The sequence below is a fragment of the Nocardioides marmoriginsengisoli genome (assembly GCF_003725695.1).
Lineage (GTDB): Bacteria > Actinomycetota > Actinomycetes > Propionibacteriales > Nocardioidaceae > Marmoricola > Marmoricola marmoriginsengisoli.
Genome location: NZ_RJSE01000002.1, coordinates 54,819 through 80,786, shown reverse-complemented (window position 1 = coordinate 80,786; position 25,968 = coordinate 54,819). Strand labels below are relative to the sequence as shown.

The 25,968-nt window shown below is 69.4% G+C and carries 20 protein-coding genes and 1 pseudogene; 18 read left to right on the top strand and 3 right to left on the bottom strand.

What is annotated here, in order from left to right; translation table 11 throughout:
- Positions 1–14: 14 nt before the first annotated feature.
- Together metH and EFK50_RS01630 are read left to right on the top strand one after the other, a co-directional pair.
- Positions 15–3,665: a methionine synthase gene (gene metH / locus EFK50_RS01635; protein ID WP_221177243.1), complete on the top strand. Its 3,651-nt coding sequence runs from the start codon at positions 15–17 to the stop codon at positions 3,663–3,665.
- A 25-nt stretch (positions 3,666–3,690) separates the two neighbouring features.
- A pseudogene (locus tag EFK50_RS01630) lies at positions 3,691–4,158 on the top strand (HAD family hydrolase); the annotation flags it as partial.
- A gap of 21 nt (positions 4,159–4,179) precedes the next feature.
- Here EFK50_RS01630 and EFK50_RS01625 read toward each other — a convergent pair.
- On the bottom strand, positions 4,180–5,142 hold the full coding sequence (locus EFK50_RS01625) for a RecB family exonuclease (protein WP_246003978.1): 963 nt from the start codon (positions 5,140–5,142) through the stop codon (positions 4,180–4,182).
- Positions 5,143–5,196: 54 nt separating this feature from the next.
- Between EFK50_RS01625 and EFK50_RS01620 the strand changes: the two genes are divergently transcribed.
- The 4 genes from EFK50_RS01620 (at position 5,197) to EFK50_RS01605 (ending at position 11,214) form a co-directional block, all read left to right on the top strand.
- Entirely contained in the window at positions 5,197–6,342 is a 1,146-nt protein-coding gene (locus tag EFK50_RS01620; protein ID WP_246003977.1) for a site-2 protease family protein, read from the top strand.
- Complete coding sequence (locus EFK50_RS01615; RefSeq protein ID WP_123225810.1) at positions 6,339–7,280, top strand: tRNA (adenine-N1)-methyltransferase; 942 nt, start codon at positions 6,339–6,341, stop codon at positions 7,278–7,280. Before EFK50_RS01620 ends, EFK50_RS01615 begins: the two co-directional genes overlap by 4 nt.
- A gap of 104 nt (positions 7,281–7,384) precedes the next feature.
- Positions 7,385–9,139, top strand: coding sequence for a proteasome ATPase (gene arc / locus EFK50_RS01610; RefSeq protein ID WP_123225809.1), 1,755 nt, complete (start codon positions 7,385–7,387; stop codon positions 9,137–9,139).
- A 32-nt stretch (positions 9,140–9,171) separates the two neighbouring features.
- Complete coding sequence (locus EFK50_RS01605) at positions 9,172–11,214, top strand: acyltransferase family protein (RefSeq protein ID WP_123225808.1); 2,043 nt, start codon at positions 9,172–9,174, stop codon at positions 11,212–11,214.
- A gap of 21 nt (positions 11,215–11,235) precedes the next feature.
- Here EFK50_RS01605 and EFK50_RS01600 read toward each other — a convergent pair whose 3' ends face one another.
- Positions 11,236–12,897, bottom strand: coding sequence for a phospholipase D-like domain-containing protein (locus tag EFK50_RS01600; protein WP_183407646.1), 1,662 nt, complete (start codon positions 12,895–12,897; stop codon positions 11,236–11,238).
- Positions 12,898–13,009: 112 nt separating this feature from the next.
- Here EFK50_RS01600 and dop point away from each other — a divergent pair, with 112 nt between their 5' ends.
- From dop to EFK50_RS01540, 12 genes are all read left to right on the top strand, one after another.
- Positions 13,010–14,515 carry a depupylase/deamidase Dop gene (dop, locus tag EFK50_RS01595; protein ID WP_123225806.1) on the top strand — a complete coding sequence of 502 codons (1,506 nt, stop codon included), beginning with the start codon at positions 13,010–13,012 and terminating at the stop codon, positions 14,513–14,515.
- A 29-nt stretch (positions 14,516–14,544) separates the two neighbouring features.
- Positions 14,545–14,748: a ubiquitin-like protein Pup gene (locus EFK50_RS01590; protein WP_123225805.1), complete on the top strand. Its 204-nt coding sequence runs from the start codon at positions 14,545–14,547 to the stop codon at positions 14,746–14,748.
- Complete coding sequence (gene prcB / locus EFK50_RS01585) at positions 14,745–15,596, top strand: proteasome subunit beta (RefSeq protein WP_123225804.1); 852 nt, start codon at positions 14,745–14,747, stop codon at positions 15,594–15,596. Before EFK50_RS01590 ends, prcB begins: the two co-directional genes overlap by 4 nt.
- 13 nt (positions 15,597–15,609) lie before the next feature.
- Positions 15,610–16,308 (top strand): proteasome subunit alpha, encoded by a 699-nt coding sequence (gene prcA, locus EFK50_RS01580; protein ID WP_123225803.1) that lies wholly within the window; start codon positions 15,610–15,612, stop codon positions 16,306–16,308.
- A 9-nt stretch (positions 16,309–16,317) separates the two neighbouring features.
- Positions 16,318–17,679, top strand: a complete 1,362-nt coding sequence (gene pafA / locus EFK50_RS01575; protein ID WP_123225802.1) for a Pup--protein ligase — start codon at positions 16,318–16,320, stop codon at positions 17,677–17,679.
- A 41-nt stretch (positions 17,680–17,720) separates the two neighbouring features.
- Complete coding sequence (locus tag EFK50_RS01570) at positions 17,721–18,662, top strand: FKBP-type peptidyl-prolyl cis-trans isomerase (RefSeq protein ID WP_148046019.1); 942 nt, start codon at positions 17,721–17,723, stop codon at positions 18,660–18,662.
- 34 nt (positions 18,663–18,696) lie between these two features.
- The gene (locus EFK50_RS01565) at positions 18,697–19,677 is read left to right on the top strand and encodes a helix-turn-helix transcriptional regulator (RefSeq protein ID WP_123225800.1); all 981 of its coding nucleotides are present in this window, start codon (positions 18,697–18,699) and stop codon (positions 19,675–19,677) included.
- Positions 19,674–20,693 (top strand): helix-turn-helix transcriptional regulator, encoded by a 1,020-nt coding sequence (locus tag EFK50_RS01560; protein ID WP_123225799.1) that lies wholly within the window; start codon positions 19,674–19,676, stop codon positions 20,691–20,693. The genes EFK50_RS01565 and EFK50_RS01560 overlap by 4 nt, the downstream gene beginning before the upstream one ends.
- 9 nt (positions 20,694–20,702) lie before the next feature.
- Positions 20,703–20,951 carry a Sec-independent protein translocase subunit TatA gene (tatA, locus tag EFK50_RS01555; protein WP_123225798.1) on the top strand — a complete coding sequence of 83 codons (249 nt, stop codon included), beginning with the start codon at positions 20,703–20,705 and terminating at the stop codon, positions 20,949–20,951.
- An 81-nt stretch (positions 20,952–21,032) separates the two neighbouring features.
- Positions 21,033–21,803, top strand: a complete 771-nt coding sequence (tatC, locus tag EFK50_RS01550) for a twin-arginine translocase subunit TatC (protein ID WP_123225797.1) — start codon at positions 21,033–21,035, stop codon at positions 21,801–21,803.
- Positions 21,804–21,832: 29 nt separating this feature from the next.
- Positions 21,833–22,708 (top strand): diacylglycerol kinase, encoded by an 876-nt coding sequence (locus EFK50_RS01545; protein WP_123225796.1) that lies wholly within the window; start codon positions 21,833–21,835, stop codon positions 22,706–22,708.
- A complete protein-coding gene (locus tag EFK50_RS01540) occupies positions 22,705–25,503 on the top strand; it encodes a DEAD/DEAH box helicase (protein ID WP_123225795.1) in 2,799 nt (932 codons plus the stop codon). The genes EFK50_RS01545 and EFK50_RS01540 overlap by 4 nt, the downstream gene beginning before the upstream one ends.
- 1 nt (position 25,504) lies before the next feature.
- Here EFK50_RS01540 and EFK50_RS01535 read toward each other — a convergent pair whose 3' ends face one another.
- The gene (locus tag EFK50_RS01535) at positions 25,505–25,942 is read right to left on the bottom strand and encodes an Lrp/AsnC family transcriptional regulator (protein WP_123225794.1); all 438 of its coding nucleotides are present in this window, start codon (positions 25,940–25,942) and stop codon (positions 25,505–25,507) included.
- Positions 25,943–25,968 lie beyond the last annotated feature (26 nt).

Genomic DNA, 25,968 nt, shown 5'->3' with positions numbered 1-25,968 from the left:
TGGGGGAGCGGATCATGGTCATCGACGGGGCGATGGGGACGGCGATCCAGCGGGACCGGCCCGACGAGGCCGGCTACCGAGGGGAGCGCTTCAAGGACTGGCCCAGCGACGTGCAGGGCAACAACGAGCTGCTCACGCTGACCCAGCCCCAGATCATCAGCGACATCCACCGCGAGTACCTCGAGGCGGGCGCCGACATCATCGAGACCAACACGTTCAGCGCGAACACGGTCTCGATGGGCGACTACGACATGCAGGAGCTCTGCTTCGAGCTCAACTACGAGTCGGCCCGGCTGGCGCGGGAGGCCTGTGACGCCTTCTCGACCCCGGAGCGCCCGCGCTACGTCGCCGGCGCGATCGGGCCGACCACCCGGACCGCCACGATCTCCCCGGACGTCAACGACCCCGGTGCCCGCAACATCTCCTACGACCAGCTGGTGGCGGCGTACCTCGAGGCGGCCAACGGGCTGGTCGACGGCGGTTCGGACATCCTGCTGATCGAGACGATCTTCGACTCGCTGAACGCCAAGGCGGCGATCTTCGCCGTCGAGACGCTCTTCGAGGAGCGCGGCCGGCGGTGGCCGGTGATCATCTCCGGCACCATCACCGACGCGTCCGGGCGCACGTTGTCGGGTCAGACCACCGAGGCCTTCTGGAACGCGATGCGGCACGCGAAGCCGATCGCCGTCGGCCTGAACTGCGCGCTGGGCGCACCGGAGATGAGGCCGTACCTCGCCGAGATGGGTCGGATCTCCGAGACGTTCGTGTCGGCGTACCCGAACGCGGGCCTGCCGAACGCGTTCGGCGAGTACGACGAGTCCCCGGACGCGCAGGCGGCGTACATCGCCGAGTTCGCCGACGCCGGCCTGGTCAACCTGGTCGGCGGCTGCTGCGGGACGACGCCCGAGCACATCGCCGCGATCGCGAAGGTCGTCGAGGGCAAGCCGCACCGGGTGGTGCCGACCATCGAGACCGCGACCCGGCTCTCCGGCCTGGAGCCGCTGAACATCACCGAGGGCTCGCTCTTCGTGAACATCGGCGAGCGCACCAACATCACCGGCTCGGCGCGGTTCCGCAACCTGATCAAGGCCGAGGACTACGACACCGCGCTCTCGGTCGCCCTGCAGCAGGTCGAGGTCGGTGCCCAGGTCATCGACATCAACATGGACGAGGGCATGATCGACGGCATCGCCGCGATGGACCGGTTCACCAAGCTGATCGCCGCCGAGCCGGACATCAGTCGCGTCCCGGTGATGATCGACTCCTCCAAGTGGGAGGTCATCGAGGCCGGCCTGAAGAACGTCCAGGGCAAGCCGATCGTGAACTCGATCTCGATGAAGGAGGGCGAGGAGAAGTTCGTCCGCGAGGCCCGGTTGTGCCGCAAGTACGGTGCCGCCGTGGTCGTGATGGCCTTCGACGAGGAGGGGCAGGCGGACAACCTGGAGCGCCGCAAGGAGATCTGCGGCCGCGCCTACCGGATCCTCACCGAGGAGGTCGGCTTCCCGCCCGAGGACATCATCTTCGACCCGAACTGCTTCGCGCTGGCCACCGGCATCGAGGAGCACGCGACGTACGGGATCGACTTCATCGAGGCCTGCGCCTGGATCAAGGAGAACCTGCCCGGGGTGCACATCTCCGGAGGCATCTCGAACGTGTCGTTCTCGTTCCGGGGCAACAACCCGGTCCGCGAGGCCATCCACGCGGTGTTCCTCTTCCACGCCATCAAGGCCGGCCTGGACATGGGCATCGTCAACGCGGGCGCACTGGTCGTGTACGACGAGATCGACCCGGAGCTGCGGGACCGGATCGAGGACGTGGTCCTCAACCGGCGCCCGGATGCCGCCGAGCGGCTGCTGGAGATCGCCGAGCGGTTCAACCTCAAGGGCGAAGAGGTCGACCCGGTCGCCGCCGAGTGGCGCAGCCTCCCGGTCCGCGAACGGATCACGCACGCCCTGGTCAAGGGTCTGGACGCGGACGTCGAGACCGACACCGAGGAGCTGCGGGCCGAGATCGCCGCTGCCGGCGGTCGTCCGATCGAGGTCATCGAGGGCCCGCTGATGGACGGCATGAACGTCGTCGGCGACCTGTTCGGTGCCGGCAAGATGTTCCTGCCCCAGGTGGTGAAGTCGGCCCGGGTGATGAAGAAGGCCGTCGCCTACCTGCTGCCGTTCATCGAGGCCGAGAAGAAGCCCGGGGACGCCGCGACCAACAACGGCACCATCGTGATGGCGACCGTGAAGGGTGACGTGCACGACATCGGCAAGAACATCGTCGGGGTCGTGCTGCAGTGCAACAACTACGAGGTCATCGACCTCGGAGTGATGGTGCCTGCCCAGAAGATCATCGACAAGGCCGTCGAGGTCGGCGCCGACATGATCGGGCTCTCCGGCCTGATCACGCCGTCGCTCGACGAGATGGTGAACTTCGCCGTCGAGATGGAGCGCCAGGGACTCGAGATCCCGCTGCTGATCGGCGGGGCGACCACGTCGCGGGCGCACACCGCGGTGAAGGTCTCGCCGCGCCGCAACGGTCCGGTGATCTGGGTCAAGGACGCCTCCCGCTCGGTCCCGGTGGCCGCGGCGCTGCTCTCCGACGCCCAGCGACCGGCGCTGCTGGAGGCCACCGAGGCCGACTACGCCAACCTGCGCGAGCGGCACGCCCAGAAGAACGAGCGGCCGACGCTGACCCTGGAGAAGGCGCGCGCGAACCGCACGCCGATCGACTGGGAGGGCTACGTCCCGCCGGTGCCGAACCAGGACGGCGTCCGGGTCTTCACCGACTACGACCTGGCCGAGCTGCGCGAGTACATCGACTGGCAGCCGTTCTTCAACGCCTGGGAGATGAAGGGCAAGTTCCCCGACATCCTCAACAACCCGGTCTCCGGCGACGCCGCGCGCAAGCTGTACGACGACGCCCAGGACATGCTCGACAAGCTGATCAAGGAGAAGTGGCTGACCGCCAACGGCGTGATCGGGTTCTTCCCGGCGAGCGCAGTCGGCGACGACATCGAGGTCTACACCGACGAGTCCAGGACGACGGTGCTGCAGACGCTGCGCAACCTGCGCCAGCAGGGCGAGCACCGCGACGGCGTCCCGAACCGCTCGCTGGGTGACTTCATCGCGCCCAAGGAGACCGGGCTGGCCGACCACGTCGGAGCGTTCGCGGTCACCGCCGGACTCGGCAGCCAGGACAAGATCGTGGAGTTCAAGGCCGCGCTGGACGACTACAGCGCGATCCTGCTCGAGTCGATCGCCGACCGTCTCGCCGAGGCGTTCGCCGAGCGGATGCACGAGCGGGTCCGCAAGGAGTTCTGGGGCTACCAGCCCGACGAGGAGCTGGACAACGAGGCGCTGATCGGGGAGCGGTACGTCGGGATCCGCCCGGCTCCCGGCTACCCGGCCTGTCCCGAGCACACCGAGAAGCAGACCCTGTGGGAGCTGCTGGACGTGCAGGCGAACACCGGCATCGAGCTCACCGACTCGATGGCGATGTGGCCCGGCGCGGCCGTCAGCGGCTGGTACTACTCGCACCCGCAGTCGCAGTACTTCGTGGTGGGCCGACTGGCCCAGGACCAGGTCGCCGACTACGCCACCCGGAAGGGCTGGACGTTGAAGGAGGCCGAGCGCTGGCTCGGCTCGAACCTGGCCTACAACCCGGAGGACTGAGCCGGTGAAGGCTGTCCTCTGGGACATGGACGGCACCCTGGTCGACACCGAGCCGTACTGGATGGACGTCGAGTACGCCCTGGTGGCCGAGTACGGCGGCAGCTGGAGCCTGGAGCACGCCCTGAAGCTGGTCGGCAACGACCTGCTGGTCTCCGCGGAGTACCTCCGCGAGCACGGCAGCGTCGACCTGCCGGCGCCGGTGATCGTCGAACGCCTGCTGGACGGCGTGATCGAGCGGATCAACGAGAGCGTGCCCTGGCGCCCCGGTGCCGTCGAGCTGCTGGCGGAGCTGGGCGCGGCCGGCGTCCCGTGCGGGTTGGTGACGATGTCCTACGAGCGCTTCGTCGCGCCGGTGCTGGCTGCCCTGCCGGAGGGCACCTTCCGCACGATCGTGACCGGGGACCGGGTGACCGTAGGCAAGCCCCATCCCGAGCCCTACCTGCGGGCCGCCGCTGAGCTGGGCGTCGAGCCGGGGGAGTGCATCGCGATCGAGGACTCCAACACCGGCGCCAAGTCAGCCGAGGCTGCTGGCTGCACCGTCCTGGTGGTGCCGAACCACGTCCCGGTCCTCGAGGGTGACCGCCGCGTCTTCGTCGACACCCTGGCCGGGCTGGACGTCGACGGACTCGGCCGGCTGCTGCTCGGGTAGCGGGAGGATCTCGCCGCCGAACTCCGAGCAGTGCTGCTTGTAGCTGCACCAGCCGCACATCGGGCTCCGGCGCGGCAACCACTCTCCGGTACGCCGCGCCTCGCGAATCGCGTCCCAGAGCGCTTCCACCTGGCGCTGGGTGGCCAGCAGGTCCTGCTCGTCCGGGACGTAGCTGAGGATCTCGGAGTTGCCCAGGTAGACCAGGCGGAGCATGGCCGGGATCACCCCGCGGGTGCGCCAGAGCACCAGGGCGTAGAACCGCATCTGGAAGAGCGCCGTTGCCTCGTACGCCTCCCCGGGGCTGGAGCTGGTCTTGTAGTCCACCACCCGGATCGCCCCGTCGGGGGCGATGTCGATCCGGTCGACCACACCGCGCAGCAGCAACTTCGAGTCGAGCAGCGCCTCGACGTACAGCTCGCGCTCGGCCGGTTCCAGTCGCCGGGGGTCCTCCAGGTCGAAGTAGGTCGCCAGCAGCGGTCGGCAGGCGGCCAGCCAGTCCTCCTCGTCCTGATCCAGCTGGGCCAGGAGCTCGGCGGCCTCCGGCCGTGCGGCCTGAAGCTTCTCCCAAGCCCGGGGAACCAGCTCCTCGGCGCGCTCCGGAGTCCGCTCGGCGGCGGGCAGGTCGAAGAGGTCCTCGAGCACCTGGTGCACCAGCGAGCCGCGGACAGCGGCGGACGAGGGCGCCTCGGGGAGCTTGTCGATGGTCCGGTACCGGTACATCAGCGGGCAGGACTTGAATTCACCGGCACGGCTCGGCGAGATGGCCCCGAGGACGTGGACGCCGTCGACGCGGGTGCCCTCCACCGTCTGTTCTGCCGGATCGGTCATGAGTCGACCCTAGGTCGCGGCGGGGACACTTCCGCGACGCCCTAGTCTTTCTGCGTGAGCCCTCCCGATCCGCAGCCGCTGCGCACCCCGCCGGGAAGCATCCGGATCGGGCGGGTGGCGGGCGTCGCGGTCTACGTCCGGGCCTCCTGGGTGGTGATCGCGGTGGTGATCGCGATCCTCCTGGAACCGCGGGTGGAGCACGTGCAGCCCGGGCTCGGCGCCTGGAAGTACGTCGCCGGCTTCGTCTTCGCGGGGCTGCTCTACTCCTCGATCCTGCTGCACGAGATGTCGCACGCGGTCGTCGCCCAGCGAGTTGGACTGCGGGTCCGGTCGATCAGCCTGCACTTCCTCGGCGGTTCGACGGAGATCGAGGGCGAGTCCCGGACGGCGGCCGAGGAGTTCAAGATCGCCGTCGTCGGTCCGCTGACCTCGTTCGCCGTCGGCCTGGCTGCGCTGGGGCTGCTGTTCCTCGACCCGAGCGGACTGACCCGGCTGGCACTGGAGGGGATCGCCGGGGCGAACCTGGTGATCGGGGTGCTCAACCTCGTGCCGGGGCTGCCGCTCGACGGCGGGCGGGTGCTGAAGTCCGCGGTCTGGCAGGTCAGCGGGAACATGCACCGCGGCACCATCGTGGCGGCCTGGGGCGGCCGGGTCGTCGGCCTGCTGGCGCTGCTCTGGCCGTTCGTCGCGGAGCGCATCACCGGTGTCGAGCAGAGCACCTACAGCTACCTGTTCGCCTTCATGATCGCCGCATTCCTCTGGACGGGCGCGACCGCCTCGATGATGAACGCCCGGCTACGGATCCGGCTGCCCTCGCTCCAGGCTCGCCGGCTGGCTCGGCGGGCGGTCGCCGTACCGGACGACCTGTCGGTCTCCGAAGCGGTACGCCGGGCCCAGGAGGCCGCGGCCGGCGGCATCGTCGCGCAGGCCGGCAGCGGGGCGCTCGTGAGCATCGTCAACGAGGCGGCGCTGCTGGCGCTCCCGGAGGACCGACGCCCCTGGGTACCGGTCAGCTCGGTCGCGCGGACCCTCACCGACGGCCTGGTGCTGCCGGCCGACCTGGGCGGTGAGGACCTGATCCGGGCGATGTCGCGCACCCCCGCCGCGGAGTACGTGTTGGTCGAGCCGGACGGTTCCCTCTACGGTCTGCTGGTTACCGCAGACGTCGACGAAGCATTCGAAGCAGGAGCAGGACGATGACAGAACGAGAAGATGCCTGGTCGGGCGTCAGCCGCGGGCCGCTCAAGGTCGGCGAATGGGTACGGATGGTCGACGGGAAGGGCCGCCGGCACAACATCTGCCTCGAGGCGGGCAAGTCGTTCCACACCAACCGCGGCGGTATCGAGCACGACGAGCTGATCGGCCGCGAGGAGGGGTTCACGGTGACGTCGACCTCGGGCGGCGAGTACCTGGTCTTTCGCCCGCTGCTCAACGAGTTCGTGGTCTCGATGCCCCGTGGTGCCGCGGTCGTCTACCCCAAGGACGCCGCCCAGATCGTCGCGATGGCCGACATCTTCCCGGGCGCACGCGTGGTCGAGGCCGGCGTCGGCTCCGGGGCGCTGACCTGCTCCCTGCTCCGGGCCGTCGGGCCCACCGGCCGGGTGTCGTCGTTCGAGCGCCGCGAGGAGTTCGCCGACGTCGCCCGCAAGAACGTCACCCAGTTCTTCGGCGGCGACCACCCGGCCTGGGAGCTGACCGTCGGCGACCTGGTCGAGGAGCTGGCCGGGGTGGAGGCGTCCGGCACGGTCGACCGGGTGGTCCTGGACATGCTGGCGCCGTGGGAGTGCATCGACGCGGTGGCCGAGGCCCTGGTACCCGGGGGAGTCGTGGTCGCGTACGTCGCCACCACCACCCAGCTGGGCAAGGTCGTCGAGACGCTGCGGGCGCACGGCGAGTTCACCGAGCCGCAGCCCTGGGAGACCCTGGTCCGCGAGTGGCACGTCGAGGGCCTGGCGATCCGGCCGAGCCACAAGATGAACGGCCACACCGGGTTCCTGGTGACCGCGCGGCGGATGGCCCCGGGCAACCTCGCACCTCGCAAGAAGCGCCGTCCGGCGCCGGGCGCGTACGGCGAGGACTACTCCGGGCCGCGGCCGGCGGACGTGCTGGAGGAGCAGCCCGAGGCAACCTCGGACTGATTTCTCCTACAGCGTGGCCAACACGTGACGAATCTCTAGGGAAAGTAGTCGCCCTCGCGGGTAGGGTCGAAAGTGACGAACTCTCTTGACGGAGGTGAGGTCCGATGACAAGCCACGGCTCTGAAGGCCAGGACAAGGCCCAGCTGCTCAGCCAGGTCTCCTACCTGGAGGCCGAGGTCGGCGAGCTCCGACGCCGTCTTGCGGACGCACCCCAGGACTCGCTGGAGGGCACCCGCCAGCTGGACCAGCGACTCGTCGACACCCAGCGGTCGCTGGCGGCCGTCACCGCCCAGAACGAGCGCCTGGCGAGCACGCTGCGCGAGGCCCGCGACCAGATCCTGACCCTCAAGGAGGAGGTCGACCGGCTGGCTCAGCCGCCGACCGGCTTCGGCACCTTCCTGGCGCGCAACGACGACGACTCCGTGGACGTCTTCACCGGTGGCCGCAAGCTGCGGGTGACCGTCAGCCCGGCGGTCGACCTGGACGAGCTCACCAAGGGCCAGGAGGTGATGCTCAACGAGGCGCTCAACGTCGTCGCCGCCCTCCGGTTCGAGGAGATCGGCGAGGTGGTGATGTTCAAGGAGCTGCTGGCCGACGGCGAGCGCGCGCTGATCATCGCGAACGCCGACGAGGAGCGGGTGGTGCGGCTGGCCGAGCCGCTGCGCCACGACAAGCTGCGCGCGGGGGACTCGCTGCTGCTCGACGGGCGCTCCGGCTACGTCTACGAGAAGGTCCCGAAGTCCGAGGTCGAGGAGCTCGTCCTCGAAGAGGTCCCGGACATCGACTACAACGACATCGGCGGCCTCGGCGGCCAGATCGACCAGATCCGGGATGCCGTCGAGCTGCCGTACCTGCACCCGGAGCTCTTCAAGGAGCACCAGCTGAAGCCGCCCAAGGGCGTGCTGCTCTACGGCCCTCCGGGCTGCGGCAAGACCCTGATCGCCAAGGCCGTCGCGAACAGCCTGGCCAAGAAGGTCGCTGCCAAGACCGGCCAGGAGGGGAAGTCCTACTTCCTGAATATCAAGGGCCCCGAGCTGCTCAACAAGTACGTGGGCGAGACCGAGCGGCACATCCGGCTGGTCTTCCAGCGTGCCCGCGAGAAGGCCAGCGAGGGCACGCCGGTCATCGTCTTCTTCGACGAGATGGACTCGTTGTTCCGCACCCGCGGCTCCGGCGTCTCGTCCGACGTCGAGAACACGATCGTGCCGCAGCTGCTCTCCGAGATCGACGGCGTCGAGCTGCTGGAGAACGTGCTGGTGATCGGTGCCTCCAACCGCGAGGACATGATCGACCCGGCGATCCTGCGGCCGGGCCGGCTGGACGTGAAGATCAAGATCGAGCGCCCGGACGCCGAGTCCGCACGGGACATCTTCTCCAAGTACCTGCTGCCCGACCTGCCGCTGCACGCCGACGACCTCGCCGAGTTCGGGGGAGACCGGAACGCCACGGTGGCCGGCATGATCACCGCCACCGTCGAGCGGATGTACACCGAGACCGACGAGAACAGGTTCCTGGAGGTCACCTACGCCAACGGCGACAAGGAGGTCCTGTACTTCAAGGACTTCAACTCCGGCGCGATGATCCAGAACATCGTCGACCGGGCCAAGAAGATGGCGATCAAGGACCTCCTGGACAACGACCAGAAGGGTCTGCGGGTGCAGCACATGCTCCAGGCCTGCGTGGACGAGTTCAAGGAGAACGAGGACCTGCCGAACACCACCAACCCGGACGACTGGGCCCGGATCTCCGGCAAGAAGGGCGAGCGGATCGTCTTCATCCGCACGCTGATCACCGGCAAGCAGGGCACCGAGCCGGGCCGGTCCATCGACACGGTGGCCAACACCGGGCAGTACCTGTAGGCGGGGCGCGCCGTAGCTAGACTCTGCGGCCTATGTGGAAATATCTGCCGCAGCTCGATGGTCTTCGCGCGATCGCGGTCTACCTGGTCCTGATCTACCACGCGAACCACGTCCCGGGCGGCCCCGGCTACCTGTCGGGCGGCTTCATCGGCGTCGACCTGTTCTTCGTGCTCTCCGGGTTCCTGGTCTCGAACGTCATCCTCAGCGAGATCGACAAGCGCGGGACGTTCGACCTGGGCGGGTTCTACGCCCGCCGGGTACGGCGCCTGCTCCCGGCCGCCGTCCTGGTGATCGTGGCCACGATGATCGCGTTCGTGGTCGTCGCGGACGTCGTCCGCCGGATCGAGATGATCGGGGACGCCCGCTCCGCGCTGCTGTACGTCGCCAACTGGCACTTCCTCGGCCAGCAGACCGACTACTTCTCCCAGGACCTCGAGCCGAGCCCGTTCCTGCACTTCTGGTCGCTGGCCATCGAGGAGCAGTTCTACGTCTTCTTCCCGCTGCTGCTGATCCTGCTGGTCAAGGCCGGGAAGAGCGTCACCCGCCGACTGACGGTGATCCTGACCGTGCTGCTGGTCGCCTCGGTGGCCTCGCAGCTGTACTGGAGCTCGGAGAACCCCACGCACGCCTACTACGGCAGTGACAGCCGGCTCTACCAGCTCCTCGCCGGCGTCCTGCTGGCGCTCGCGCTGCGGCACAGCACCAAGCTGTTCGAGGGACGCCGCGGCGCGGTGATCATGCTCGGCGGGATCGTCGGGCTGCTGGTCTTCGCCTCCGGGCTGATCGACGCGTCCGCGACCTGGCGCGGCTTCGGCGGCACGGTGGCCTCGGTCGCCCTGATCGGGAGCATGACGGTGCTGCCGACCGCCTGGCTGAGTCGGCTCCTCAGCGGCTCGGTCCCGGTCTACCTGGGCAAGATCTCCTACGGCACCTACCTGTGGCACTGGCCGGTGATCCTGGTGCTCCGCGAGGTGCTGCCGGGTCTCGGCGGCAACGGTGTCGCGCTCTTCGCGTTCGTGCTCAGCAGCGGTCTGGCGGCGCTGAGCTACCAGGTGTTCGAGATGCCGATCCGGACCAACAAGCGGCTGGTCAAGGTGACCTGGCCGACCGTCGTCGCGGGCCTGACCACCTCGGCCCTGGTGGCGGTGTTCGTGGTCAGCCCGGTCCTGGACACCGACCGTCGTCCCGCCCTGGTCGCCAGCACGGGCGCTCCGGTGGTCAGCACGAAGATCCCCGGTGACGGCCCGGTGCCCGGCGGCATCGACTGGAAGAAGGAGGTCAAGGACGTCGGCAAGAGCAAGTACTGCACCGCCGACGACCTCGACGCCTGCATGGTCGTCAAGGACAACGGGCCGCTGGTGCTCGTGGTGGGGGACTCGTTCGCCAACATGCTCGGCCCGATGTTCGTCCAGCTCGCCAAGGACCACCACTTCTCGTTGGCGCAGAACGTCGTCCAGGGCTGCCCGTGGCCGAACGACCTCGCCGACCACGGCCAGCAGCCCGAGCTCGTCACCCGCTGCGCCGCCAGCCGGGGGGACTGGATGGCCAAGGCGCTCGCCGAGCTCAAGCCCGCCCTCGTGGTGACGGTGATGAAGCCCCGCGACCCCAAGGGCGAGTACACCGGGAAGAGCCGACTGGTCAGGACCCGGTCAGGTGCCCTGGCGGACGCCCCGCTGAGCGAGGTGATGTGGTCGACCATGAAGCAGACCGTCGATCAGATCCAGGCCGCCGGCGCCGATGTCCTGATGGTCCAGTCCGTGATGGACGCCTACCCCGACCGTCCGCTGGAGTGCCTCGCCAAGGCGACCCGGCTCAGCCAGTGCGCCGTGAAGTACCCGACGACGCTGCCGCCCAGCGACGGCTACATGCAGGCACTCGCCGCGGCGGTCCCGGGTGCGTCCACGATCAGCCTCAACAAGGTGGTCTGCCCGACCCCGCCGACCTGCGTTCCCTACCGGAACGGTCAGATCGTCTTCCGGGACCGGCACCACATCATGACCGGGTTCGCGGTAGCCAACCGGAAGAAGATCTGGGCGCTGATGACAGCGGCCGGTGCGACCCGGGGCCTCGGCTGACCCCGGGTCATCGGACCTGGATCAGTTCGGCTCCATGTACTTGTAGCGGCCGGTACCGAGGCGCTCCAGCTGGAGGACGTAGCTGTTCGGGTTGGGCGCCCGGGTCTCGCGCTGGCGCCAGACCTGGTTGAAGTCGGTGATGTAGGGCTTGTAGTTGACGTAGCCCTGGACGCGCTGCATGTTCTCGTCCGAGCGCATCCCCAGGTCGGAGAAGTTGAACGAGCCCTGGTAGACCTGGAAGTCCTTGGTGCTGGCACCGATCCGGCCGCCGATGGCGACGTACTTCTGGTGCAGGTACCAGACCGGGCGGTGGTCCTCGTCGACCTGCAGCGTCTGCCGCATCGGGATCCGGCCGCGGCCCTTCGGCGAGTACAGGATCGCCTTGTTCCGGTTGCCCATGATCGCGTAGATGATCCGGACGTCGCAGCCCTCGTTCCAGAGCTTGCGGACCTGGCGGGCCATCCAGTCGCCGCGGTTGTCGCGCCAGACGTACATGGCGATCCGGATCTTGGTCCGGCCGCCCGGGGTCGTGGCACCCTTGCAGGTGACGCCGCGCAGCGCGTTGTAGACGAAGTCGGCCTTCGGCGCGAACGTGTACAACGGGGTGAAGAAGTAGGTCGTGTTGGGGAAGTTGAGCGTCAACTGGCGCGGCCGCTGCGGTCGGTCGTACTTCATCTGCATGAAGACCTTCAGCACCGCGTCGTAGACCGCCTTGTCGTTGGTGGTCGTGTACAGCTGGTTCCACTGGCCCTGGGCCGCGAAGTCGGTGAAGTTGCCCGACCCGGACATGGTGATCCAGCGGGTGTTGTACGCCTGGCTGAACAGGAAGGTCTTCGCGTGCATGGTCCCGCCGCTGCCACGGCACGAGCGGTAGCACTTGTAGACCCAGCTGCCGCGCAGCGGGTGCTTCTTGTACCGGGTGCCGCCGAACGCCTTCTGGAGCTTGCCGAAGTCGGAGTTGAACCGGGTGTTGCGGGCGGCGAGCACGATCTGCACGCTGACGCCGCGGTTCTTGGCGGCCACCAGGGCCTTGAGGTAGCCGGGGCTGGCGAACGACCAGCTCATCACCCGGATCTGGCCGCCGCGCGGGACGCTGTTGATGGTCCGGATGATGTGCGACTTGATCCGGCCGTTGGCGTCCCTCTGGAACGCATGGCTGAACTTGGAGCCCTGCGGCGGGTTGTAGTGCCCGGGCGTCGGCGGCAGGGTCACCCGGACCCGCAGGTACGACGAGCTGGAGCCGCTCAGGTCGGTGATGGTGTACGGCACCTGGTAGTACCCGGCCATCGTTCCGGACGGCACGAAGACCTTGAGACGACCGTTCTCCACCAGCACGGTCCAGCCCGGCGGGTTGGTAGCGGTCATCGCGGTCAGGCTGGCCCGCGAGCACGGCGTGGCGTTGTTGCAGACGTCGTTGGCGAGGACGGTGACGAGCTTGGCGGAGAACGCCTGGATCGTCGCGTTGTCCGGGTTCGCGGTGAGCGGCCCGCCGGTGGTCGGCTTGTTGACCGTGCCGGGGTCGGGCTCGTCGACGGCAGCGGCCGCGGGGGAGCTGTCCGGCGCGGCGGGCTGCTCGACGGCACCTGCCTGCGCACCGAGACCGCTGAGTACCAGGGCCGCGAGGAGCAGTGCGATCGTCGTCAGAACGGTCCCAGCCCGTCGGGCGGTTCCTGTGCGCAGCAAGAGGTGCTCCCATTCGTCGTACCGGTTCCGAGCGACGTCGAAAGTAACATGATCCGTCCCGCGGGGAGGTCCGGCCGCCGCGCAGGTGTGGAGCGCCGCGTACTCTCGCCGCATGACCGTGCGCAGGATCATGGGGACCGAGACCGAGTTCGGCATCTCCGTTGTCGGTCAGCCGCACGCCAACCCGATGGTCGCTAGCACCCGCCTGGTCAATGCCTACGCGTCCGCCGAGCTCCACGTCCGCCGGGCGCGCTGGGACTTCGAGGAGGAGTCGCCGTTGCGCGACGCACGGGGCTTCGACCTCGCCCGGGAAGCGGCGGATCCGAGCCAGCTCACCGACGAGGACCTGGGCCTGGCCAACGTCATCCTGACCAACGGTGCCCGCCTGTACGTCGACCACGCCCACCCGGAGTACTCCTCGCCGGAGGTCACCAACCCGCTGGACGCGGTGCTCTGGGACAAGGCCGGCGAGCAGGTCGCCCTGGACGCCTGCCGGTTCGCCTCGGTCACCGGCGAGCCGGACATCGTGCTGTACAAGAACAACACCGACAACAAGGGCGCCTCCTACGGCGCGCACGAGAACTACCTGATGAAGCGGTCGACGCCGTTCGGCGACATCGTCCGGCACCTGATCCCGTTCTTCGTCTCCCGGCAGGTGGTCTGCGGCGCCGGGCGGGTCGGGATCGGCCAGGACGGACGCGAGCACGGCTTCCAGATCGCCCAGCGCTCGGACTTCTTCGAGGTCGAGGTCGGTCTGGAGACCACCCTGAAGCGCCCGATCATCAACACCCGCGACGAGCCGCACGCCGACCCGGAGAAGTCCCGGCGGCTGCACGTGATCATCGGCGACGCGAACCTCTCGGAGATCTCGACGTACCTGAAGGTCGGGACCACCGCGCTGGTCCTGGACATGATCGAGAACGGCTACCTCACCACGGAGCTGACGGTGGCCAACTCGGTGGCCTCGCTGCGCGCCGTCTCCCACGACCCGACGCTCACCCACCTGCTCGAGCGCGAGGGCGGCAAGACCCTGACCGCCGTCCAGCTGCAGTGGGAGTACCTGCACCTCGCCGCCGCCTACGTCGCGGACCGGTACGGCGCCGACGTCGACCCGCAGACCGCCGACGTGCTGGCGCGCTGGGAGTCGGTGCTGACCCGGCTCGAGCGGGACCCGTTCGAGTGCGCGACGGAGCTGGACTGGGTCGCCAAGCTGCGGCTGCTCGAGTCCTACCGGGAGCGGGACGGCCTCGACTGGGACGACGCCAAGCTGCACCTGATCGACCTCCAGTACGCCGATCTCCGGCCGGAGAAGGGGCTCTACCACCGGCTGCTGCGTCTGGGCCGGATGGAGCGCCTGCTCGACGACGGGGCCGTCACCGCGGCGATGCACGAGCCGCCGGACGACACCCGCGCCTACTTCCGCGGACGCTGCCTGGAGAAGTACCCGGACAGCGTCGCGGCCGCGTCCTGGGACTCGGTGATCTTCGACCTGCCGGGCCACGACTCGTTGCAGCGGGTCCCGACGATCGACCCGCTGCGGGGCAGCAAGGCGCACGTCGGCGAATTGATCGACCGAAGTGACACCGCTCTGGCCTTGTTCTCAGCCCTGACTCGATAGGGTCGTAGCAGGAGTGGAAGGAGAAGCGGATGGCACAGGAGCACAAGCAGCCGCGCAAGTCGACCGAGGCCGAGGAGTCCGTCGAGGAGACCACCGCCGTTGAGGGCGGTGTCGCCGAGCGCAAGGAGAAGCTCGACGAGGACATCGACGCGATCCTGGACGAGATCGACGACGTGCTGGAGGTCAACGCCGAGGACTTCGTGAAGTCGTTCATCCAGAAGGGCGGCCAGTGAGCACCGCATCCTCCTCGCCGGGCGTGGGACGTCTTCCGGACGCCTTCCTCAGCCCCGGCACGTCCTCGTTCGCCGACTTCCTCGGGGACGTCGCGCCCGACCTGCTGCCGGCCCGCCGCTCGCTCCCGCCCGGGAGTGCTGCCGAGCTGGCGCCGCACGGCACCACGATCGTGGCGGCGACCTTCCCCGACGGTGTCGTGATGGCCGGTGACCGGCGCGCGACGATGGGGAACGTGATCGCCCAGCGCGACATCGAGAAGGTCTTCCCGGCCGACGAATTCTCCTGCGTCGGCATCGCCGGCACCGCGGGTCTCGCGGTCGAGATGGTCCGGCTCTTCCAGACCGAGCTCGAGCACTACGAGAAGATCGAGGGCAGCACGCTCTCGATCGACGGCAAGGCCAACCGGCTCTCCGCGCTGATCCGCAACAACCTGGCGCTGGCGATGCAGGGCCTCGCGGTGGTGCCGCTCTTCGCCGGCTACGACCAGCGCGCGGCCCAGGGGCGGATCTTCAGCTACGACGTCACCGGCGGACGCTACGAGGAGACGGCTTTCCACTCGGTCGGCTCCGGGTCGATGTTCGCCCGCGGGTCGCTGAAGAAACTCTACCGCAACGACTTCACCGCCGACGAGTGCGTGACGGCGGCCGTCCAGGCTCTGTACGACGCCGCCGACGACGACTCCGCGACCGGCGGTCCCGACCTGACCCGCCGGATCTTCCCGGTCGTGCACATCATCACCGGAGACGGCCAGCACCGGATGGCGGACAGCGAGGTCGCGACGATCGCGGACCGTGTGGTCGGAGCCCGGATGCAGCGCCCCGACGGCCCCAACGCGGCCCTGACCTGATCGGAGACTCGTCATGAGCATGCCCTTTTACGTGAGTCCCGAGCAGCTGATGAAGGACCGGGCGGACTTCGCCCGGAAGGGCATCGCCCGCGGCCGCTCGGTCGCCCTGGTGCAGTACGCCGACGGGATCGTCTTCGTCTCCGAGAACCCGTCCCAGGCGCTGCACAAGGTCTCCGAGATCTACGACCGGATCGCGTTCGCCGCGGTCGGCCGCTACAACGAGTTCGAGAACCTGCGCATCGCCGGCGTGCGGCTGGCCGACATGCGCGGCTACTCCTACGACCGGCGCGACGTCACCGGCCGCGGGCTCGCCAACGCGTACGCGCAGACCCTCGGCTCGATCTTCTCCTCGGGCGGGGAGAAGCCCTACGAGGTGGAGATCTTCGTGGCCGAGGTCGGCGACCAGGCCGCGGACGACCAGATCTTCCGGCTGACCTACGACGGCCAGGTCGCGGACGAGCAGGACTTCGCGGCGATGGGCGGGGCGGCGGAGTCGGTGGCGGCGTACCTCAAGGAGCACTTCACGCCCGGGCTGCCGCTCGACGGTGCGCTCCGGCTCGCGGTCGCCGCGCTCGGCCACACCGAGACCGACCAGCGGACGATCCCGGCCGACGACCTCGAGGTCGCCGTCCTGGACCGGACCCGGACCCTGCCGCGGAAGTTCCGCCGACTCAACGGCGATTCCCTCTCCGGGATGTTGTCCGGGGCATAGGCTCGTCGCGTGGACCGTCGAATCTTCGGCATCGAGAACGAGTACGGCGTCACCTGCACCTTCAAGGGGCAGCGGCGTCTCTCGCCGGACGAGGTCGCCCGCTACCTGTTCCGCAAGGTCGTCAGCTGGGGTCGGAGCAGCAACGTCTTCCTCCGCAACGGTGCCCGGCTCTACCTCGACGTCGGCAGCCACCCGGAGTACGCCACTCCGGAGTGCGACGACATCGTCGACCTGGTCACCCACGACAAGGCGGGGGAGCGGATCCTCGAGGGTCTGCTGATCGACGCCGAGAAGCGGCTGCACGACGAGGGCATTGCCGGCGACGTCTACCTGTTCAAGAACAACACCGACTCCGCCGGGAACTCCTACGGCTGCCACGAGAACTACCTGGTCAGCCGGAACGGGGAGTTCTCCAAGCTGGCCGACGTACTGATCCCGTTCCTGGTGACCCGGCAGGTGATCGTCGGCGCCGGCAAGGTGATCCAGACCCCGCGCGGAGCGTCGTACTCGCTGAGCCAGCGCGCCGAGCACATCTGGGAGGGCGTCTCCAGCGCCACCACCCGGTCGCGCCCGATCATCAACACCCGCGACGAGCCGCACGCCGATGCCGAGCGGTTCCGCCGGCTGCACGTGATCGTCGGCGACTCGAACATGTCCGAGACGACCACGTTGCTCAAGGTGGCCAGCTGCGACCTGGTGCTGCGGATGATCGAGGAGGGCGTGGTGATGCGCGACCTCACGATGGAGAACCCGATCCGGGCGATCCGGGAGATCTCGCACGACATGACCGGCCGGAAGAAGGTCCTGCTCGCCAACGGCCGCGAGGCCAGCGTGCTGGAGATCCAGTCCGAGTACCTGTCCCGGGCGCGCGACTTCGTCGACCGTCGTGAGCTGCACACGCCGACCATCGAGCGGGCGCTGGACCTGTGGGAGCGCGGCCTCAAGGCCGTCGAGTCCGGCGACCTGTCGCTCGTCGAGCGCGAGATCGACTGGGTGATCAAGTGGAAGCTGATCGAGCGGTACCGAGCCCAGCACGACCTGTCGCTGGGCCACCCGCGGATCGCCCAGCTCGACCTCGCGTACCACGACATCCACCGCGACCGCGGGCTCTACTACCTGCTGGAGAAGCGCGGGGCGGTCGCCCGGGTCACCAACGACCTGGACGTCTTCGCGGCCAAGTCGATCCCGCCGCAGAGCACCCGGGCCCGGCTGCGCGGCAACTTCATCAAGCGTGCCCAGGAGCGCCGGCGCGACTTCACCGTCGACTGGGTGCACCTGAAGCTGAACGACCAGGCCCAGCGCACCGTCCTGTGCAAGGACCCGTTCCGGTCCCACGACGAGCGGGTGGAGCGGCTGATCGAGGGCATGTGAATCCGGTTCGCATCTCGGCCCGATCTCGCTAACCTGTGCCGGTGCCTCGACCGTCCCTGCTCCGCGCCGCCGCGGTGCTGGGCACCCTGGCTCTGCTGGCCGGCTGCTCCGGCACGGTGAGCGGCAAGCACGGCGATCGTTCGCTCCCGGGGCTCGGCGTGAGCGGCGCGGTCGGCACCATGCCCGGCGTCCGGATCGCCGCCCCGCTGGACGTGCCGCGGACGCGAAGCGAGGTGGTCGTGACCGGGAACGGCCCGGCCGTCCAGATCGACCAGCTGTTCGTGCTCCAGCTCTCCCTGTACGACGCCCGTACCGGCGAGCGGGTCCTCTCCACCTACGACGGCAGGACCGCTCCGGTGGTCGCGAAGAGCTCCGACGACACCCTGTTCCCGGCGCTCACCGACGCGATCGTCGGCCAGCGCCAGGGCAGCAGGATCGTGGTCGCCCTGACCGGCGCCGATGCCTACGGCGCGGGCGGAGTACCGCCGGAGGGTGTCCGCGCCGAGGACGACCTGGTCGTGGTGGCCGACGTGGTCTCGGTGCCTCCGTCGAAGGCTCTGACCCTGGCGAACGGCAAGGTCGAGGGACCGGTGGCCGACGCTCCGCAGGTGCAGACGGTCGAGGATCTCCCGGTCGGGGTGCTCTTCCCCGGCGGGAAGCGGCCCACCGCGACCCGGGTGGTACCGCTGATCACCGGGGAGGGTCCGCGGGTGCGCGACCACAGCCTGGTGACGCTGCACTTCCTCGGCCAGGTGTGGGGCGCCGGAGCGCCGTACGCGGACACGTACTTCAAGGAGCCGGTGGTGGTCCCGATCGGGGCCGAGGGCTCGGCCGCCGCCTGGGACGACGCCCTGGTGGGCGTCCGGCAGGGGAGCAGGGTGCTGGTGATCGGCCGAGCCGGACCGCCCAGCGTGGCGACCGGTCCGCGGGTCGCCGAGAATGAAATAGTCGCTTGGGTCGTTGACGTGCTGGGCGTCAGTTGATTCCGAGATCCCGGGGCAGCAGGAGAGGAGCAGCATGACCGCGACCAAGTCGGAACGCCTGTTGAACCTCGTGATCATGCTGCTGGTCTCGCGCAACTACGTGACCAAGGAGCGCATCCGCGAGGTCATCGAGGGCTACCGCGGCTCCGAGGACGAGGCGTTCGAGAAGATGTTCGAGCGCGACAAGGCGGAGCTGCGCGCCCTCGGCATCCCGCTCGAGCTCGGTCATGTCGACAAGTTCTTCGAGGACGAGCAGGGCTACCGGATCGCGCGGGACGCCTTCGAGCTCCCCGATCTCGCCCTGGAGCCCGACGAGGTCGCCGTCCTCGGACTGGCGGCCCGGGTCTGGCAGCACGCCGGACTGGCCTCCGCCACCTCCCAGGCGCTGGTGAAGCTGCGCGCCGCCGGCCACGAGGTCGACCGCCGCGCGCTGGACGTGCTGCAGCCGCGGGTCGAGGCGGAGGAGCCCTCCTTCGACGCGATGTGGTCGAGCACGATCAGCCGGACGCCGGTCCGCTTCCAGTACCGGCGCCCGAAGGACACCGAACCGCTGCTGCGGCACCTGGAACCGTGGGGCGTCGTCACCTCGCGGGAGCGCTGGTACGTGCTCGGTTTCGACCGAGATCGGCAGGCGCCGCGACTCTTCCGGCTCAGTCGGGTCGAGGGCGAGGTCGTCGCCGACGGCCGCCCCGGATCGTTCGAGGTGCCGCCCGGGACCGACATCCGGGCACTGACCGCCAACCTCACCCCGGTCCGGCCGACCGTCGAGGCCACCGTGCTCGCCCGGCACGGGACGGCGGTCCTGCTGCGTCGCCTGGCCGTCGCCGTGGAGGGTCCCGTGCCCGGCCCGGACGAGGCCAGCGCCTGGGACCGGCTGCGGGTCTCCACGTTCTCCTACGAGCAGCTGGCCGGCGACGTCGTCTCGCACCTGGGTGACGTGGTCGCGGTCGATCCGCCGGAACTTCGCGACCTGGTGCTGAGCCGGTTGTCGCTGCTGGCGGGGGTCGAGCGATGAGCAGCGCGTCGACCAAGGACCAGCTGGCCCGGCTGCTGGCGCTGGCGCCGTACCTGCAGGCGCGGGGAGAGGTCCCCCTGCGCGAGGTGGCCGCCGACTTCTCGGTCAGCCCCGACCAGATCCTCAAGGACCTGCGGGTTCTGTACATGTGCGGTCTGCCCGGGTTCGGTCCCGGCGAGCTGATCGACATCAACGTCGAGGCGCTGCTGGACGACCCCGACGGGTTGGTCCGGATCGACAACGCCGAGTACCTGGCGCGGCCGCTTCGCCTGGGCAGCAACGAGGCGTCCGCGCTGATCGTCGCGCTACGGGCGCTGCTGGACTCCAGCACAGTGGCCTCCCGCGAGGTCGTCGAGCGCACGCTCGCCAAGCTCGAGGCGGCCACCGAGGCGGGGGCGCTGCCCCTGGTCGACGTACGGGTCCCCGAGCAGCGGCCGGCGCTGACCAAGGCGCGCAACGAGCTCGAGTGGGCGCTGCGCACCAACAAGCAGGCCCGGATCCAGTACGTCGTCCCGAGTCGCGACGAGACCACCGACCGGGTGGTCGACCCGATCGCCCTGCTGCTGCAGGACGGCAAGACCTACCTGGACGCCTGGTGCCACCAGGCCGAGGCCCGCCGGCTCTTCCGGGTGGACCGGATCAGCTCGGTCAGCGTCCTGGAGACCGATCGCGAGCGCCACGACCTGACCCCGCGGGACCTCGCGGAGGGGTTGTTCGAGTCGAGCCCCGACGACCTGGTGGTCCGGCTCCGGCTAACCGCCCGGATGCGGTGGTTCGCCGAGTACTACCCGGTGCTCAGCGTCACCGACACCCCTGACGACGGCCTCGAGGTCACCCTGGCGGTCTCCGACGAGCTGTGGTTGCTGCGCCTGGCGATGCGCTTCGGGCACGGGCTGACCGTCCTCGAGCCTGCGGAGCTCAGCGACCGGATTCGGGGCGTTGCCCAGGATGCGCTCCGGTTGCAGCGAGCCACGGCGTACGATGAAACCGACAGCACCACCAGCCGAGCGGAATGAGGCAGCACAGTGTTCAGAGGCGGAATCGGCGCCCCCGAGATCATCCTGGTTCTGGCCGTGGTGGTCCTCCTGTTCGGTGCCAAGAAGCTCCCTGAGCTCGCCCGCGGCTCCGGCCGGGCGCTGCGCATCTTCAAGGCCGAGACCAAGGGCCTGATCGACGATGACGACGAGACCCCGGCCGAGGCCAAGCCGCTCGAGGGACGTGAGGCGGATGCTGCTCGCGCCGAAGCGGAGCGCCAGGCCGACAAGACCGACTGAGTCGGCGCACCCGTGTCTCTAGTCGGTGCCGCACGCCTGTTTCAGGTCAGGACCAGCACCGGTTCCGGCGAAGGCGGCCGGATGGCGCTCGCGGATCACTTCCGGGAGCTGCGCGGACGGCTGATGCGGTCCTTGGCCGTCTTCCTGGTCCTGCTGATCGTGTCGTTCTTCTTCTACGACCGGCTGCTCGACCTGGTCATGAACCCGTACAACGACGCGCGCAAGGCACTGGGCGCCGACGTTCAGACCAAGGCCTACATCAAGGGTGCCACCGGCCCGTTGATGCTCAACCTGAAGCTCTGCTCGATGGCCGCCCTGGTGGTCTCGGCCCCGTTCTGGCTGTACCAGATCTGGGCGTTCATCCTGCCGGGACTGCACTCCAACGAGAAGCGCTGGACCCGGGTGTTCGTCGCGATCGCGGGCCCGCTCTTCCTGGGCGGCGTCGGCGTCGGCTACTACGTCCTGCCGAAGGGCCTCGAGGTGCTGATCGGCTTCACGCCGAGCGGTCTGGACAACCTGGTCGAGTTCGGCGAGTACTTCAGCTTCCTGACCCGGATGCTGCTGGTGTTCGGCATCGCCTTCGAGATCCCGCTCTTCGTCGTCCTGCTCAACCTCGCGGGCGTGGTCAAGGGATCGACCCTGGGCCAGCACCGATCCTGGATCATCGTCGGCACCTTCATCTTCGCCGCCGTGGCGACGCCGTCGACCGACCCGATCTCGATGCTGTTCCTGGCGGTACCGATGACCGGGCTGTTCATCTTCTCCGAGGTGATCGCCCGGACCATCGACCGGCGCCGCGGCCGGAGCGCGGCCGAGGCTGCCCTGGACGACGACACCGCGTCGCCGCTCTAGCCGGCGTCCTCTCCCGATAGGGTCGAACCGTGCGCAAGCAGATCGCCGTCCTCACGAACCCGACGTCGGGCAAGGGCAAGGGGAGCCGGATCACCGACCAGGTGACGCCGCGCCTCCGCGACGCCGGGTACGACGTCACCGAGCTCGTCGGGCGCGACGGGGACGAGGCGCTCGACCTGGCGCGGAAGGCGGTCGCGGACGACCTGGAGACGCTGGTGGTCGTCGGCGGCGACGGGATGGTGCACCTGGCCGTCCAGGCGCTCGCCGGCAGCGACACGCGACTCGGACTGGTCCCGGCCGGCACCGGGAACGACGTGGCCCGCAACCTGGACCTGCCCCGGAAGGACCCGGCCGCGGCCACCGACGTGATCATCGGCGGGCGGGAACGCCAGATCGACCTGGCCCGGATCGGGCACCGGTACTACGTGACCGTGCTCGCCGCCGGGTTCGACGCGATCGTCAACGAGCGGGCCAACGAGATGTCCTGGCCGAAGGGCCAGATGCGCTACAACCTCGCCACCCTGGCCGAGCTGCGCACCTTCACCCCGATCCCGTACGTGCTCGAGGTCGACGGGGTCCAGCACCGCTTCGACGCGATGATGGTGGCCGTCAGCAACGGGCCCTCCTTCGGCGGCGGCATGCAGATCACCAAGGGCGCGCTGATGGACGACGGCCTGCTCGACGTGATCGCCATCGACCCGATGAGCAAGCTCGACCTGATCCGGACCTTCCCGAAGCTCCGCACCGGGAGCCACATCGGGCACCCGAAGGTGCACCACTTCTCCGGCCGCACCGTCACGGTGGCGGCCCCCGGGATCGTCGCCTACGCGGACGGCGAGCGGATCGCCGCGCTCCCGCTCACCGTTGAGGTCGTGCCCGGGGCGCTGCGGGTCCTGGTGCCATGAGCGAGCCGGGCCCGGCCGAGCAGTACGCCCGGTACCGGCGCAACAAGGACCACCCGCAGGTGGCCGACTTCGCGGCGCACTACGACTTCGGCCTCGACGACTTCCAGCTGCGTGCCTGCCGGGTGCTCGAGGAGGGCCGGTCGGTGCTGGTCGCCGCGCCGACCGGATCGGGCAAGACCATCGTCGGCGAGTTCGCAGTGCACCTGGCGCTGGAGAGCAGCCGGAAGTGCTTCTACACGACCCCGATCAAGGCGCTGTCCAACCAGAAGTTCAACGACCTCGTCGACCGGTACGGCGCGGAGAACGTCGGTCTGCTGACCGGGGACAACAGCATCAACGGTGACGCCCCGGTCGTCGTGATGACCACCGAGGTCCTCCGCAACATGCTGTACGCCGGTTCGCGGGCCCTCACCGGTCTTGGCTTCGTCGTGATGGACGAGGTGCACTACCTCGCCGATCGTTCCCGCGGCGCGGTCTGGGAGGAGGTGATCATCCACCTGCCCGAGTCGGTGGGTCTGGTCTCCCTCTCCGCCACGGTCAGCAACGCCGAGGAGTTCGGCGAGTGGCTCGGGACGGTGCGCGGCGAGACGGTCACCATCGTCGAGGAGAAGCGGCCGGTACCGCTCTACCAGCACGTGCTGGTCGGCCGGAAGATGCTCGACCTGTTCTCCAGCGAGCACCGTGGCGACGGGGCGCCCGCTCCCGACGAGGGCACCGTCAACCCCGAGCTGCTCCGGGTCGCCCGTGACGACCACATGTCCGGCCGGATGCGCGACCGCCGATCACCCAAGGGCCAGCGCCGCCCGGACCGGTCGCGACAGTCCGGGAACGGGCGCCGGGTCTGGGTGCCCAGCCGTGCCGACGTCGTCGAGCAGCTGGACCGCGCCGGTCTGCTCCCCGCGATCGTCTTCATCTTCAGCCGCGTCGGGTGCGACGCGGCGGTCCAGCAGTGCCTCAACGCCAACCTCAAGCTCACGACCCCCGAGGAGCGCGACGAGATCCGCGCCTTCGTCCAGGACCACTGCTCGCACCTGCCCGACGAGGATCTCCAGGTGCTGGGCTACCACGAGTTCCTGGACGGGCTCACCCGCGGGATCGCGGCCCACCACGCCGGGATGCTGCCGACCTTCAAGGAGTGCGTCGAGGAGTTGTTCCTCCGCGGGCTCTGCCGGGTCGTCTTCGCCACCGAGACGCTGGCGCTGGGCATCAACATGCCGGCCCGGTCCGTGGTGATCGAGAAGCTGTCCAAGTGGAACGGCGAGACCCACGCCGACATCACGCCGGGGGAGTACACGCAGCTCACCGGCCGGGCCGGTCGCCGCGGGATCGACGTCGAAGGGCATGGTGTCGTCCTCTGGCAGCCGGGCCTGGAGCCCAAGTCGGTGGCCGGCCTGGCCTCGACGCGAACGTACCCGCTCAAGTCGTCGTTCGCGCCGTCGTACAACATGGCGGTGAACCTGGTGCACCAGTTCGGCCGGGAACGCGCCCGCGAGCTGCTGGAGTCGTCGTTCGCGCAGTTCCAGGCCGACAAGGCCGTGGTCGGCCTGGCCCGCCAGCTGCGGAAGAGCGACGACGCGCTGGACGGCTACGCCGCGTCAGCGTCCTGCCACCTGGGCGACTTCGCCGAGTACGCCCGGTTGCGCCGCGAGCTCTCCGACACCGAGGCCGGTCTGGCCAAGTCCCGCCGGCAGGATCGCCGGGCCGACGTGCTCGCCTCGCTGGACGCCCTCAAGCCCGGTGACGTGATCGACGTCCCGTCCGGGCGCTATTCGGGGATGGCCGTCGTGATCGACCCCGGGCACAGCTCGGACCGGGAGGGCCCGCGGCCCTACGTACTCACCCAGGACCGGAGCGCCCGCCGACTGAGCCTCACCGACTTCCCGACGCCGGTAGTGCCGTTCACCCGGATGCGGATCCCGAAGAGCTTCAACGGCCGCAACCCGCAGTCGCGCCGGGACCTGGCCAGCACCCTGAAGATCAAGACGCACGGGTTCACCCCGCCGCCGGGAGGTACCAACCCGACCTCCCGCAGCGCCGCCGGCAGCGACGGCTCCGAGCAGATCGATCGGCTCCGCAAGGAGCTGCGCCAGCACCCCTGCCACGCGTGCCCGGACCGGGAGGACCACGCCCGCTGGATGGAGCGGTGGTACAAGCTCGACCGGGACTCCCGGACGCTGCGCCGCCGGATCGAGCAGCGCACCAACACGATCGCCCGGCAGTTCGACCGGGTCTGCGAGGTGCTCACCGCGCTGGAGTACCTGGACGGCGACCCGGCGAACCCGACCGTGACCAAGCGCGGGCGCGCGCTGATGCGGATCTACAACGAGATGGACCTGCTCACCGCGGAGTCGCTGCGACTCGGGCTCTGGAAGGGCCTCGACCCCAGCCAGCTGGCGGCGGTGCTCTCCAGCCTGGTCTTCGAGTCCCGCAAGGCCGACGACGCGGCCTCCCCGAAGCTGCCCGGCGGTCCGGTCCGCGACGTGCTCAAGGAGATGACGTCGGTCTGGTCCGACCTGGACGCCCTCGAGCGGCAGCACAAGCTGGAGCAGCTCCGCGAGCCGGACTTCGGGTTCTGCTGGGCGGCGTACCGGTGGGCCGAGGGCGACGACCTCGACGAGGTCCTGGACGCGACCGGGCTGGCGGCCGGCGACTTCGTCCGGTGGATCAAGCAGCTGCTGGACCTGGCCGGTCAGGTGGCCGACGCCACCGGCGACGCGGTCGTCCGCGACAACGCCCGGGAGGCGGTCGTCCGGCTGCGACGCGGAGTCGTCTCCTACACGTCCGTGACGGACTGACTCAGCCGATCGGCCGGTTCTCGTACGCCGTCGAGAGCACGATCGTGGTCCGCGTCGAGACGTTCGCCATCGTCCGGACCCGGGCGAGCAGCGCCTCCAGGTCGGCCGGGGTGGCGACCCGGACCTTGAGGATGTACGACTCGTCACCAGCCACCGACCAGCAGCTCTCGATCTCCTCGACGTCGGCGAGCCGGTCCGGGTAGTCGTCCGGCGCAGCCGGGTCGAAGGGGGTGATCGAGATGAACGCGGTCAGCGGGCGCCCGGCCTGGGCGTGGTCGATCGAGGCGCCGTACCCGGTGATCAGGCCGCGCTCCTCGAGACGCTTGACGCGCTGGTGGACGGCCGAGGTCGACAACCCGGTGGCCTTGCCGAGATCGGTGTAGGACATCCGGCCATCGTCGGCGAGCAGGCGCAGGATCTTTCGATCGATCTTCTCCACGGCGCCGAGCCTACTGCGGCGAGCCG